Source organism: Rhodococcus sp. NPDC059179, assembly GCF_042754885.1.
Taxonomy (GTDB): domain Bacteria; phylum Actinomycetota; class Actinomycetes; order Mycobacteriales; family Mycobacteriaceae; genus Rhodococcus_G.
Genome location: NZ_JBHZBV010000020.1, coordinates 1 through 14,025, shown reverse-complemented (window position 1 = coordinate 14,025; position 14,025 = coordinate 1). Strand labels below are relative to the sequence as shown.

General features: G+C 69.5%; 8 protein-coding genes. 4 read left to right on the top strand and 4 right to left on the bottom strand.

Features of this window, described 5'->3' with window-relative positions; translation table 11 throughout:
- Positions 1–5: 5 nt before the first annotated feature.
- The gene (locus ACFXMV_RS22705; RefSeq protein WP_378503325.1) at positions 6–1,583 is read right to left on the bottom strand and encodes an FMN-binding glutamate synthase family protein; all 1,578 of its coding nucleotides are present in this window, start codon (positions 1,581–1,583) and stop codon (positions 6–8) included.
- A 198-nt stretch (positions 1,584–1,781) separates the two neighbouring features.
- Positions 1,782–2,345, bottom strand: coding sequence for a LysM peptidoglycan-binding domain-containing protein (locus ACFXMV_RS22700; RefSeq protein ID WP_378499740.1), 564 nt, complete (start codon positions 2,343–2,345; stop codon positions 1,782–1,784).
- 158 nt (positions 2,346–2,503) lie between these two features.
- Between ACFXMV_RS22700 and ACFXMV_RS22695 the strand changes: the two genes are divergently transcribed.
- Positions 2,504–3,082, top strand: coding sequence for a class I SAM-dependent methyltransferase (locus ACFXMV_RS22695; RefSeq protein ID WP_378499739.1), 579 nt, complete (start codon positions 2,504–2,506; stop codon positions 3,080–3,082).
- Between the two features lie 8 nt (positions 3,083–3,090).
- Here the strand turns inward: ACFXMV_RS22695 and ACFXMV_RS22690 are convergent, their stop codons facing one another.
- Positions 3,091–3,315, bottom strand: a complete 225-nt coding sequence (locus ACFXMV_RS22690; RefSeq protein WP_378499738.1) for a hypothetical protein — start codon at positions 3,313–3,315, stop codon at positions 3,091–3,093.
- Positions 3,316–3,499: 184 nt separating this feature from the next.
- On the opposite strand from ACFXMV_RS22690, the gene ACFXMV_RS22685 reads away from it, so the two are divergent.
- The 3 genes from ACFXMV_RS22685 to ACFXMV_RS22675 are packed head-to-tail and all read left to right on the top strand — an operon-like array spanning position 3,500 to position 8,036.
- A complete protein-coding gene (locus tag ACFXMV_RS22685; RefSeq protein ID WP_378499737.1) occupies positions 3,500–4,213 on the top strand; it encodes a thioesterase II family protein in 714 nt (237 codons plus the stop codon).
- Positions 4,210–5,040, top strand: a complete 831-nt coding sequence (locus tag ACFXMV_RS22680; protein WP_378499736.1) for an SDR family oxidoreductase — start codon at positions 4,210–4,212, stop codon at positions 5,038–5,040. Before ACFXMV_RS22685 ends, ACFXMV_RS22680 begins: the two co-directional genes overlap by 4 nt.
- 38 nt (positions 5,041–5,078) lie before the next feature.
- Positions 5,079–8,036, top strand: a complete 2,958-nt coding sequence (locus ACFXMV_RS22675) for an amino acid adenylation domain-containing protein (protein ID WP_378499735.1) — start codon at positions 5,079–5,081, stop codon at positions 8,034–8,036.
- On the opposite strand, the gene ACFXMV_RS22670 is transcribed toward ACFXMV_RS22675, so the two are convergent.
- A partial coding sequence (locus ACFXMV_RS22670) for an amino acid adenylation domain-containing protein (RefSeq protein ID WP_378614361.1) occupies positions 8,018–14,025 on the bottom strand: 6,008 nt, incomplete at its 5' end. The genes ACFXMV_RS22675 and ACFXMV_RS22670 overlap by 19 nt on opposite strands.

Here is a 14,025-nt window from a genome sequence, read left to right as displayed (position 1 = left end):
GGGTGTCAGAACCTGGTGGCGTCCGCGTCGATCCAGTCGCTGCGCCAGCTCGCGGGCGGGTCCTCGAGCAGCTCGCCTCGTTGCAGCCATTCGTAAAGGTCCGCATAGGTTTTCGTGGTGAAGGCGTCGACGCGCCGGTTCAGCATAGACGGCCGCAGCTCGGCGAAGCTGTCCAGGCCCATCGAGGCGACGAGCTGCTTCGCGCTGGCCACCGTCGACTTCTGGAACCGATAGACCCGCGCCGACTTGTCCGGCACGTCGATCGACTTGGAGCGGGCGCGGTCCTGTGTCGCGACGCCGACCGGGCAGTGGTTGGTGTGGCAGGCCTGGGCCTGGATGCAGCCGACCGCGAACATCATCGCGCGGGCCGCCATGGTGAAATCGGCGCCCTGGATGATGCGCTTGACGATGTCACTGCCGCTGGCGATCTTGCCGGAGGCGCCGATCCTGATCCGGTCCCGCAGGCCGGCACCCGTCAGCGCGTTGTGCACGAGCATCAGGCCCTCGGTCAGTGGCATGCCCATGTGGTCCTCGAATTCGACCGGGGCCGCGCCGGTTCCGCCCTCAGATCCGTCCACGATGATGAAGTCCGGCGTGATCGATGTTTCCAGCATGGCCTTGCAGATCCCGAGGAACTCGGCCCGCGAACCGATGCAGAGCTTGAACCCGACCGGCTTTCCACCGGAGAGGGCGCGCAGGGTGGCGACGAACTCGATGAGACCGGTGGGCGTGTCGAAGGCGCTGTGCGCGGGTGGCGAGACCACCGTCACGCCGACCGGGACACCGCGCGTCTCGGCGATCTCCTGGCTGACCTTCGCGCCCGGTAGCACCCCGCCGAGGCCCGGCTTGGCGCCCTGGGAGAGCTTGATCGAGATCGCCTTGACCTGGGGGTCGACGGCCTTCGTGGCGAAACCCTCCGGGTCGAAATGACCTTCCGCGGTGCGGCATCCGAAGTATCCGGAGCCGATCTCCCAGATCAGGTCGCCGCCGTGCTTGCGGTGGTAGGGGCTGATCCCGCCCTCGCCGGTGTCGTGCGCGAATCCGCCGCGTGCGGCGCCCGCGTTCATCGCCTCGACGGCGTTGGCGGACAGCGAGCCGAAGCTCATGGCGGACACGTTGAGCAGCGCGATGTCGTAGGGCTGCGTGCAGTCCGGGCCGCCGAGCCGAACCGTCGGCGTCGGCTCGGGTGCGTGCCGGGCCCGCAGCGAATGCGCCATGAACTCGTATCCGGGTGCGTGCACGTCCCGTTCGGTACCGAAGGGCTCGTCGTCCTTGGTGCCCTTGGCCCGCTCGTACACGAGGTCGCGCGTCTCTCGATCGAACGGCGTTCCGTCGGTGGATGATTCGATGAAGTACTGCTGGATCTCGGGCCGGACCTTCTCCAGGATGAACCGGGCGTGGCCGAGGATGGGGTAGTTGCGCAGGATGCTGTGGCGCCGTTGGAGGAGATCCCGGGTGCCGACGCAGGCGAGCGCGAGCAGGATCACCGCGGGAATCCACCAGCCGGATCCCACGCCGAGGGCGAGCGCCAGCGCCGCCAGTCCGGCCATCCACACCCCAGCCACGATCAGCCATCTCACCACGGTGAACTCCCTCTCGAGACATGCGTTACAGGGTTCGTCGGTGCCGCCGATCCTACGGGCGCTGCCGACCTCCCCAATGTCACAGTGGTTCAGCTCAGCGAAATGAATGTGACATTGGGGAGGTCGGGGGAGGGCCGAAAACGACACGGCGGCCCCGGAAATGAATCCGGGACCGCCGTGTCGGTCAGTGCGGGTGTACTACGCGGGGATGGTCAGAACCTGGCCGACGTTGATGGCGTCCGGGTTCGGGATGCCGTTGGCATCGGCGATCTTCTGGAACTGGTTGCCGTCGCCGTAGAAGTGCGTGGCGAGGTCCCAGAGGGTGTCGCCGGGCGCGACGGTGTGGGTGCGCGGGGCCGGCGGCGCCGGGGGAGCCGGGGGAGCCTCGACGACCGGGGCGGCCTCGGGCTCGGGGGCGGCAGGGGCCTCGACGGCGGTGCCGGTCGACCAGACGGCCTTGTCGCCTGCGTACAGGACCGCGTTGCGGTCGTCCTGAACGACCAGCTTGACGCCGGAGTTGCCGGAGGTCTGGGAGGCCCACACGGCGTCGTTGCCCTCGGTGTACAGCACGAAGTTGCCGTCGTCCTGCAGGTCGGCCTTGACCGCGCTCTTGCCGTTGGTCTTGCTGGCCCAGACCGCGTTCCCGCCCTCACTGAGCACGAGGTTGCCGTCGTCCTGCAGCGTCAGCGCGTACGCGCCGTTGTTGGAGGTGATCGACTGTCCGGCCGTGAGGCTCGAACCGGCCTGCAAGGTGTCCGCCACGTTTGTTCCCCTTTCAGAGGTGATCGTCGGTGAAGCGCTTGTAGTGCTTGATCCGCACGGGGGCCGCATGATCCGGCCCTCGGAGACCTCACAGAGCGTACGCGGCGCGAAAGAGTTTCGCTGGGACTGACGGGGCATCTGAACATAGTCTGAACGGTGTGACGCGGTGGGAGAACGAACGTAACGAGGAACAGTCGCGCGCCTATATTCGGCATTTCGACGAGTTGGCCGCGGAGGGTGTGGATCTGCACGGTGAGGCCAGGATGCTCGACGCCGTCATCTCGCCGGGTTCGAGGGTGCTCGACGCCGGTTGCGGCACCGGGCGTGTCGGCATCGAATTGGCCCGGCGCGGGCACCTGGTGACGGCGGTTGACCTGGATCCGGTGTTGGTGGAGGCCGCCCGGGCACATCCGGAACTCACCGTCCACCGCGCGGATCTGGCCGAACTGGACCTGCCGGGCGAGGCGTTCGACGCGATCGTCGCGGCGGGGAATGTGCTGATCTTCCTCGAGCCCGGAACGGAACGGCTTGTGCTGCAACGTCTTGCCGCGCACCTGGTCGACGGTGGTGTGCTCGTCACCGGATTCGCGACCGACTATCGGTACTCGGTCCGGGAGTTCGACGCGGACCTGGAGGCGGCCGGCCTGATACTTGAACAGCGTTTCGCGACCTGGGACCTGCGCCCCTGGCGAGCCGACGCGACCTGGGCGGTGACGGTCGCGCGCAAGCGAGGGTAGCGGCCGCCTCAGGCCCAACACATGATGGCGATGGCCCCGGCGAACGGAATCACGGCCAAGGGCGCGCAGGTCAGTGCGGCACCCAATGGGCCCTGCTGTGGATTGAGCATCGCGGGCGAGACGGGGGCGGGGACCGGCGATGCCGGACCGGCGGCGGCGATCGCCGGGCCGAACGCGATCACCGGCACCGTGGCCGCGGCTACCAGCGCCGAACGGAGTGAGTTCCTGGTCATGGTGTTCCTCCTGCTGGCTGCTGTGGCGCACCGCGCGGTTCCGGCATGCCGTCGGATTGTTCTTTCCTCATTGTGAGCGCAGGGCCGCCGCATGTCACGGGCGGTTTCGCACGCACGTGGTGTGTCGGACGCCTAGGGTCGAATGGTCGGGCTATCTCATCGAGCCGGATCGGAGACGCGCCCCATGGACGGCACCGTACTGATCTGCCTCCCGTACGCCGGTTCCGGCGCGTCGTTCTTCCGGGGCTGGCGGACGGTGGCACCGACGGGCCTGACGATCGTGCCCGTGCAGCTGCCCGGTCGCGAGGAGCGCTTCGTCGAGCCGCCCCTGACCACCGTCGAGGCGGCGGTGGATGACCTGCTTCCGGGCCTGCTGCGCGTCGGCCGGGACGCGGAGAGGGTCGCGCTGTTCGGGCACAGCCTCGGCGCGATCCTGGCCTTCGAGCTGGCCCACCGGCTCGGGGACGAGGGCGGGGTGACGCTGTCGCGGCTGTTCGTCAGCGGGTCGCCCGGGCCGTCGACGGTCCGTGAGATCCGGGCGTCGATGCTCGACGACGACCAGTTCGTCGCCCAGGTCAACGAGCTGGCCGGATACTCGCACCCGGCGTTGGACCACCCCGAGCTGCGCGAGCTGCTGCTCCCGGTCCTACGCGCCGACGTCGAGATGCACGAGAACTACCGGCCACCGCGGCGTGGTCCGCTGAGCGTTCCGATCACGGCTCTGCGCGGCCGTGACGATCGGCTGGTCAGTGCCAGGCAGTCCGGGGAATGGCGCGAGGCCACCACCGCCGACACCTCGGTTCTGGAACTCGACGGCGGTCACATGTACCTGACCGACCACCCACACGCGCTGTTGCGGCTCATCGCGACTCGCCTCGACGGACCCGATCATCGATGACCGGGCGGCTGGCGGACAGGACCGCCGTCATCACCGGGGCGGCAAGGGGAATCGGACGAGCCTGCGCGGTCGCCTTTGCCGCCGAGGGCGCGGACCTGATGCTGATCGACATCTCGCGGGACCTGCCGGAGGTTCCCTATCCGCTCGGCTCCGTGAGCCAGCTCGACTACACCGCCGAGCTGTGCCGCGACAGCGGCGTCTCGGTGTTGACTCGAGCGGTCGACGTGCGCGAACTCGGCGAGGTCACGGCCGCGATCGGGGCGGCGCACGAGCGGTTCGGTCACCTCGATGTCGTGGTGAACAACGCCGGGATCGCCGCCCCGTCGGGAAAACTCGTGCACGAGATCGACGAGGACGAGTGGCAGCTGATGATCGATATCGATCTGTCCGGGGCATGGCGGACGATTCGGGCGACGGGACGCATCATGATGTCCCAGCGCAGCGGCAGCATCATCAATATCGCCTCGACCGCGGGAATCGTCGGCTACAGCCGTTTTGCCGGCTACGTCGCGGCCAAGCACGGTCTCATCGGGCTGACCAAGGCCGCAGCGCTTGACTACGCGCCGAGCCGGGTCCGGGTGAACGCCCTGTGCCCGGGCTCCGTGCGCGACAGCCCGGAATTCGAGGGCCGGATGCTGTCCGAGATCGCCCGTTCGCTCGGCATCCGGGTGGACGAACACGAGTCGATCTTCGTGCAGGCGCAGCCGAACAACGCGCTCGTCGAACCCGAGGACGTCGCGTCGGCGGCGCTCTGGCTCGGGTCTGACGAATCACGGCACGTCACGGGCACGGTGATGACGGTGGACGGCGGTTTCTCGGCCCACTGAAAACCCTTCTCGACCAGCGCAGATGGTAAAATCGGGCCATGCACCAATCCCATTGGGGTCGGGCTGGGCTGGCGCGTGCGGCGTACGGCCACGCGGTGTCGGTGCGCATGACGGTGGGGATCGAGCCTGCGGAGCTCGAAAGGGCACTGGACGAGGCCTGCGATGGATGGTGGGGAACGACGGCCGCGCATCCGCAACTGTGGATCGAACGGGTGGACTCCGCTTCGACGAGTGCCGATGCGCGCCGACACCTCGACAGGGAGCTGAACCGACCGATGGGCAGCGGGGGTCCGCTACTGCGTGTGCTTCTGCTCGAGTACTCGGACGACGTGACCGACCTCGTGCTGGTGGCGGACCGTCGAGACCTGGATCCCCCGTCGCTGGCCGCCGTGGCCGAGGTCCTTCTGGGCAAGGTCGAGCCCCGATCACTGGTGGCTCGATCACTGGTGGCTCGAGCACTCTCGGCGCCTGCGCTGTCCGGGCATGGGGACCGCAGGGTGCCGGAGGTGCGGCCGCCGGGCTCGGCGCCGGGCGGCGTGACCGGCTTCGAGTGGGCAGTCGGTGGCTCGTCCGGGCCGCCTCGCGGCGGGTCGGTGGACGTGCCGCTCGGCGCGGGGGGCGGAGACGTCACCACGATGGTCGCAGTGGCTGCGGGTCTGGTCATGGGCAGGTACGAGGGCCTCGAGACGGTTCCAGTGGCGGTCTGGAGTATGGATCCCGGCCGTTCGGCTCAGGCTCTCGGCGGCTACGAACAGTGCGCCATCCTGGCCATTGACGCTTCGGATTCCGCTGTGCTGCAGGATGTTCTGCAACAGTCGGCCAGTGCGCTGCAACACCCTGACCGGCGGTGCGCCCTCGCCTCCGGTGCCGCATCCCGGCGCGACGGAGTCGGTGAGGTCGCAGTGGGTGTTCTCGACGTCGCGAATGTCTCTGCGTCGCACTATGTGCCGTGCCAGTCTCCGCCGTTCCCGCTCACGTTCATCCCCGTGATCGACGAGGTCGGCGAGGCGGCGCTCCGGATCCGCCACCGGCTCGATGCGGTCGACACGTGCGGGGCGAGGCAGTTCGGGCGTCATGTGGCGATGGCGGTGGAGCGGCTGCGCCGGTCGGACCCGACGGTGCGGCACGCCGATCTGGACTACTCCGCGCAGTCGAACCATGACATGCAGCCAGATGCGGCCGCAGGTCTCCAGGGCAATCCACGACGCATCGACGACCTGTTTCGCGAGCGGGCCTGCGAACGGCCGCACGCGACGGCGGTGGTCCTCGGCCACCGTCAGCTCACCTATGCGGAGCTCGACGAGCAGTCCGCGCGGCTCGCGAGGGGGCTCCGTGCGTGTGGTGTCGCGCCAGGCGATCGCATCGGGATCTGCCTGGACCGGTCCGTCGAGTTGATCGTGACCATGCTGGCGGTGCTCGAGGCGGGCGCGGCATTCGTCCCGATGGACGTCCGGCACCCGGCCGATCGACTCGTCTATACGGCAGGCGACGCCGGGGTCCGGCTGGTCGTCACGGGGCTCCGTGACATCGAGTGGGGCACGGGGAAACGGGCGGTGTCGACGGCGGAGCTGGAGGAGTGTGCGGCCGCGGGGACGCCCGAGGCGAAGGCCGAATCCGATGCGGACGCCGCCGCTTACGTCATCTACACCTCGGGATCGACGGGGCGACCGAAAGGCGTGGTGGTCCCGCATCGGAACGTGCACGCGCTGCTGGACGCGGCTGTCGCCGAGTTCGACCTGGGCCCGGATGACGCCTGGTCACTGTTTCATTCGTCCGCATTCGACTTCTCGGTGTGGGAGATCTGGGGTGCGCTGCTAACGGGTGGACGTCTGATCGTGGTGCCCTACTGGATATCCCGCTCACCGGTGGAGTTTCACACGCTGTTGGCCGAGCAGGGGGTGAGCGTGCTGAGCCAGACCCCGACGGCGTTCACCCAACTCGCGGCTGCCGATCAGGACCTCGACCGGCTCGATGCGCTCCGCCTGGTCGTGTTCGGCGGTGAGTCCTTGGACACCCGAACGCTCCTACCCTGGCTGGACAGGTATCCGGAGTCGCGGTGCAGGTTGGTGAACATGTACGGCACCACCGAGACGACCGTTCACGTCACCGCCCAGACGGTCACGCGGCGGCTGGTCATTGCCGGTGCCAGGTCGGTGGGGCATCCGCTGCGGGGCTGGCTGGTCGACGTGCTGGACGCGCGAGGCCGCCGCCTCCCCAGTGGGCTGGTCGGCGAGATCTACGTAGGTGGTGCGGGGGTGGCGCTCGGTTACCTGAATCGGCCGGACCTGACCGACCAGCGTTTCGTCTGCGTTCCGGCCCGCGGCAACCGCAGGATGTACCGAACCGGCGATCGGGGTCGACTGCGGCGCGACGGGACACTCGAGCATCTCGGCCGGCTGGACAACCAGGTGCAGATCCGCGGGTTCCGTATCGAACTCGACGAGGTGCGTGCCGTCCTGCTGCGCGATCCCGCGGTCGCTGCGGCCGCCGTGATCTCCGACGAACCGGCCGACACTCCGGCAGGCCCGGGCATCGACGCGTATGTGGTGCTCGCGGGCGACGACAGCGCCTCCGGCACCGCATCATCCGTCAGGGCTCGTGCCGCCACGTTTCTTCCGGACTACATGCTGCCCCGGACGGTCACGGTGCTCGAATCCCTCCCGTTGACGATCAACGGGAAGCTGGATACCGCCCGGTTGCCGCCGCCACCGAGCCTGCGGCCCCTGCCGAGTGCGCCCACCTCCGGGCAGGGCTCGGGCACAGGGGATTCGATCGCCGAGACGCTGACCGACATCTGGGAGTCACTGCTGGGTGTGCCGGTCGCCCTGGAGGACAACCTGTTCGAGCTCGGCGGAAACTCGCTGTGCGCGATCAAGGCCGACAGCATGATGCGCAGGCTCGGTCTGCCGGTGCTGCCGATGCGGGAGCTCTACCTGCGCCCCAGCATTCGGGAAATCTGTGAAACCCTCGAGCGGCTCTACCCGTCGTCGAGGTAGCGCTCGAGAACCGCACCGATTTCCGCGAGTGGCACCGGCAGTGTCATCTCGTTGTGCCCGCAGGCCACCCGGTGTTCACGGACCCGCCCGGTGACCGTGGGCCGCCATGCCCCGGCTTGGAGAGCGGCTCCGCCGTCCGTCGACTCCGTGGCGGTGAAGAAGAGCATGTCTCCGTCGAAGACCCGTGGGGCGTACCGGCGCGAGATCCGGGTCGAGTTCGCGTATCCCTTGTTGATCTGCCGCAGTTGGTCGGGCGTGAGGCCGGTGTCGAGTCCGTACGCGCGGCTGAGCAACTCGGCCGCGCGCGAGTAGGACATGGCCCCGCCACCGTCGCCGGCCTGCACCTCGACGCCGAGGCCACGCAGCAACTGCGGGACCGAAAGCTCCTCCGCCGAAGGGTCATCCGGGCTCGGGAGCTGGCTGTCCATGAGCGCGAGCGTCGCGACCCGATCGCCGTCCGAGGCCAGTTCGGTGGCGATGGCGTGCGCGATCAACCCGCCCAGTGACCAGCCGAGGAGATGGTAGGGGCCGTCCGGCTGCGCGGCCCGGATCTCCAGGACGTAGCGGTGCGCCAACTGCTCGATCGTGTCGAAGACAGCGCCGCCGCTGATGCTCGGCAGCTGGAGGCCGTAGACCGGCCGGTGTGGGTTGAGGTGGCGCGGCAGTCCGGCGTACGCCCACGCCAGACCGATTCCGGCATGGATGCAGAACAGCGCGGGGAGCGTGCCGTCGAGTCGCAGCGGGATGACCGCCTGGAGGAAATCCTCGACGGGCGTCGCGGGTGCTCCCTCGATGTACTCGGCGAGTCCCGCCGGAGTCGGGGCCAGGAACAGCGCCTGCAGCGGGATCGCCCGTCCGAGGCGGTCGCCCACCTCCGACACGACTCGTATCGCGGTGAGGGACGTTCCGCCGAGTGCGAAGAAATTGTCGTCCATGCCGACCGGGCCGATGCCGAGAACACCGGCGAAGGCGTCGACGGCGGTGTGTTCGGCGGGCGTGCCCGCCGCGCGGAATTCGGGAGTGCGCGAGCCGAACTCGGGCTCCGGTAGGGCGGCGCGGTCCAGTTTGCCTGCCGGCGTGAGTGGGATCGAGTCGAGCGCCACGATGGCGCTGGGGATCATGTGGGCCGGAAGCAGCCGGCCCAGATGTTCGGTGAGCGGGCCGGTGTCGAGCGCGGTCCCGGCGGTGGGCAACACGTAACCGACGAGCACCGCGTCGCCTGCGGGACCCGGCCGCGCGAGCGTGGCCGCGAACGCGACGTCGGGGTGGGCAGTGAGGGCGGCATCGATCTCGCCGGGCTCGACGCGGAAGCCGCGGATCTTGATCTGGAAGTCGCTGCGGCCGAGGTGCTCTAGCGTGTGATCGGGCAGCGATCGGACCAGATCACCGGTTCGGTACATTCTCTCGCCCGGGCCTCCGAACGGGTTCGCCACGAAGTATTGGGCGGTCAGGGCCGCTCGCCCGTGGTAGCCGCGGGCGAGTCCGGGCCCGGCCAGGTACAGCTCCCCGCTGGTGCCCGTCGGTACGGGATGCAGGCGGCCGTCGAGGACCGTCGCCGTGAATCCGCGGGTGGGACGGCCGATCGACGCCGGACCGTCCGCCGCCAGCGGCTCGCTGACGTGGGACATGATCGTGGTCTCGGTGGGGCCGTAGGCGTTGAACATGCGGCGCCCCGGCGCCCACCGGCTGAGGAGTTCCGAAGGGCACGGCTCACCGGCGACGGTCAGCACCCGCACGCTGTCGAGCCCGCCCCGATCGATGGAGGCCAGCGCGGTGGGCGTGATGAAGGTGTGCGTGACCCGCTCGGAATCGAGGAGCTCGGCCAGCGCGTGGCCCCCGTACGTCGTCGGCGGGACGATCACGACCCGCGCGGCGGCCCCGAACGCCATCATCAGTTCGAAGACCGAGGCGTCGAAGCTCGGCGACGCGAGGTGTGACACCCGCGCGTCGGAGGTCACGCTGAGGTGTTCCCGCTCCTGCTCGGCGAGATTCGCCAGGCCGCGGTGGGTGAGCACGACACCCTTCGGCGTCCCGGTCGATCCGGATGTGTAGATCAGGTAGGCGGGGTGGTCGAGGCGCAGCGGCGCGGTGCGGTCCGAATCGGATAGGGCGGCCGCGGAATACGAACCCGCGATCCTGTCGACGCCGGAATCGTCGATGGCCAGCCACGTCGTGATGCCGGGCAACCGGGCGCGATACGCGGACAGCGTGACCCCCACCGTCGAGCCGGAATCGCGGAGCATGTGGGTGATCCGGGTGGCCGGATGGGTGGGATCGACCGGCACGAAGGCGGCGCCTGCCTTGGTGACCGCCCACATGGCGAGGACATACTCGATCGACCGGGGGAGTGCCAGCGCGACAAAGGTTTCCGGTCCGGCGCCGCGCTCGATCAAGGCCCGGGCGAGCCGGTTGGAGCGTTCGTCGAGGTCGCGGTAGGTGATCTCGCGGCCCGCGGAGGACACCGCGACCGCATCGCCGTCGGTCCGCGCCGCGGACGACAGCAACTGCGGCCACAACCGGGGGCTCGCTCCCGGGGCGCCCACCTCGGGCCCGCGGTCGTCGGCGATCTCGATGTCACCGACCGGCAGCTCTGGATCGGCGGTGATGGATTCGAGGATCCGGACGAACCGCTCCGCGAAACCGGCCACCGTGGTGGGGTCGAACAGATCGGTGGCGAAGGTGAAGCCCGCAGCGATCCCCGCTGCGCGGCCATCGGCATCGAACTCCTCGGACAGGACCGCCTCCAGGTCGACCTTCGCGCCGTCGAACTCGACGGCGACGGCGGTGGCCTCGAGTCCGGGCAGTTCGAGGAGGGTGCTCACGGTGTCCGGTGACGCCGGGCCGTTGAACTCGAGCGATACCTGGAACAGCGGGGAGTGTGCCGTGGAGCGGGCGGGGGCCAGCAACTCGACCAGCCGCTCGAACGGGACGTCCGCGTGGGTGAACGCGTCGAGGTCGGCCTCGCGGGTGCGGGCGAGAAGGCCGGTGAACGGCTCTGCCAGGTCGACCTTCGTGCGCAACACGAGGGTGCCGACGAACATGCCGACCAGGTCGTCGAGAGCGGGATCGGTGCGGCCGGCGGTGGGGGTGCCGACGGCGATGTCGTCGGTGCCGGTCAGCCGCGCCAGCAGCACGACGAGGGCCGCGTGGATCGTCATGAAGACCGTGGCGCTGCCGCGTCGGGCGGTCGATCGAAGCGCACGGTGCAGGTCGGCGTCGATGCGGAAACCGACGTGGCCGCCGCGACGAGACCGCTGGGCGGGGCGCGGCCTGTCGGCAGGCAGCGGCAGCAGTTCGGGCAGGCCCGCGAGCGTGCGGGTCCAGTAACCGAGTTGGGCGGAGATCGGACTGCCCGCGTCGTGGACGTCGCCGAGGGTCTTGCGTTGCCAGAGCGTGTAATCGGCGTACTGGACGGGCAGCGGTGGCCAGTCGGGAGGGTGGCCCCGGATGTGCGCGGTGTAGGCGGCGATGACGTCCCGGACGAGGGGGGCGATGGAGAAGCCGTCGGCGCTGATGTGGTGGACCACGACGGCGAGGATGTGGTCGTCGGGAGCGAGTTCGAACAGGCGGGCGCGGACCGGCAGTTCGGTGGTCACGTCGAATCCGCTCGCGGCGAAGTGGGCGATCCGCTGCGGCACCTCGTCCTCGGGGATCGACACGGTGGCGATGTCGAGATCGGCCTCTGTGGACGCGAGGATGACCTGCGTCGGTTCGCCGTCCCGGATCGAGAACCGGGTGCGCAGTGATTCGTGACGCCGCACCACGTCGGCGACGGCGGTCAGGAGCGCCACCGTGTCGAGCGCGCCGGTCAGCCGGACGGCAAGCGGAATGTTGTAGGCGGGCGACGCGGTGTCGTACTGGTTGAGGAACAACATCCGCTGTTGGGCGGGGGAGAGCGGAAGCCGTTCGGGGCGGTCGGTGGCGGTGAGGTCGGGTCGCCGCGGGTGGCCGAGGCCCGCGAGCGCGAGCCGCGCGGCAAGGTGGCGTGGGGTGGGCGCCTCGAAGAGGACCCGGACACCGATGTCGGTGTGCAGGGCGGCGTTGAGGCGGGCGACCGCGCGGGTCGCGGTGAGGGAGTTGCCGCCCGCGTCGAAGAAGTCGGTGTCCACGGCGAGACGGTCGACCCCGAGCACGGAGGCGAACGCGTCGGCAATGGTCTCCTGGACGGGTGTTGCGGCGGTGCGGGATTGGCCGATGCCGGTGCCGAGCCGCGGGGGTGGCAGCGCGCTGCGATCGAGCTTCCCCGACCGCGTCAGCGGGATCTCGGTGATCGGCACGATGGCGGCGGGGATCATGTGGGCGGGCAGGTGCGCGGCGAGCCGGCCGGTCAGCTCGCGGGGATCGACGGTCGATCCCGCCGCCGCGCGCACGTAGGAGACCAACACGGTGTCGCCGGAGGGCGCGGTGCGGGCGACGGTGGCGGCAAACGCGACGTCGGGGTTGCTTGTAAGGGCGGCGTCGATCTCGCCCGGTTCGATGCGGAAACCGCGGATCTTGACCTGGAAGTCGCTGCGGCCCAGGTACTCGAGTGTGTGGGTGCCCGTGTCTGGGTGCACGCTCCAGCGGACGAGGTCCCCGGTGCGGTACATCCGCTCGCCGGGCGGGCCGAAGGGGTCGGCGACGAATCGGGTCGCGGTCAGCGCAGGTTTGCGATGGTATCCGCGGGCGAGGCCGGCGCCCGCGATGTAGAGCTCACCGGCGGCGCCCACCGGGACGGGCTGCAGGCGGGAGTCGAGGACGACTTCGGCGAGGCCGCGGATCGGGCCGCCGATCGTGATCGGTTCCCCGGCGGTCATCGGGTCGCAGATGTTGGACATGACTGTGGTCTCGGTAGGACCGTACGCGTTGGACAGCCGCCTGCCCGGCGCCCACCGCTTCACCACCTCCGGGGGGCACACTTCGCCGCCGAACACCACGTCCTGCATCTCCTCGAGTCCCGCCGGGTCGAGGGTCGCGAGGGCGGCGGTGGTGATGAAGGCGTGCGTGACCTGCTCGGTTCTGATCACCTCGGCCAGTTCTGCCCCGCCGAAGACCGTCGGCGCGGCGATCACCATCGTCGCGCCTACCCCGAACGCCTGGAGGTACTCGAACACAGACCCGTCGAAGCTCGGTGACGAGAAGTGCAGCACCCTCGATGCCGTTGTGGCAGCGAAGCGTTCGCGCTGATCGGCCGCGAGGTCGGCCAAACCTCGATGCGACACCACCACACCCTTCGGCGCGCCGGTGGAGCCGGACGTGTAGATCACGTACGCGGCATTGTCCGGGGAAATCGGTGCGAGCAGTTCGTCGTCGGCCAGGGGCGCAGGCGAATAGCCGGAAGCATCATCCCCGGATCCGCTGTCGTCGAGGACCAGCCACGGTATGGCGTCGTAGAGGCCGCCGCGGTGGTTTGCAAGGGTGAGGCCGAGGGTGGCGCCGGAGTCGTTGAGCATGTGTTCGATGCGGTCGGTGGGGTAGGCGGGGTCGATGGGGACGAAGGCGGCTCCGGTCTTGGTGATGGCCCAGAGCGCGAGGATGGATTCGGTGGAGCGGGGGATGGCGAGCGCGGTGAACGTTTCCGGTGCTGCGCCGCGTTCGATCAGGGCGCGGGCGAGTTGGTTGGAGCGTTGGTCGAGTTCGCGGTAGCTGATGGTGCGGTCCCCGTCGATCACGGCGGTGGTGTCGGGGTGTGCGGCGGCGGTACCGGTGAGGATCTGCGACAGGGTGCGGACCGCGCCGCCTGGTCCCGCGGTGACCGGAGCGAGTTCTGAGTACTCGGATTCGGAGAGCAGGGGCAGATGCGCCAGTGGGACATCGGGATTCGCGGCGATGGCACCGAGCACGAGCGCAAGACGGCGGGCGATCGACTCCACCTCGGCGCGTCCGAAGATCTCGGGAACGTACTCGAACTTCATGTGGAGTCGGGTGTCGGCGGAGGCGGCGATGGCGAGGGGGTAGTGGGTGGCATCGACGCCGGTGGCGTCGGTGACGTGCATGCCGTCGGCGTGGG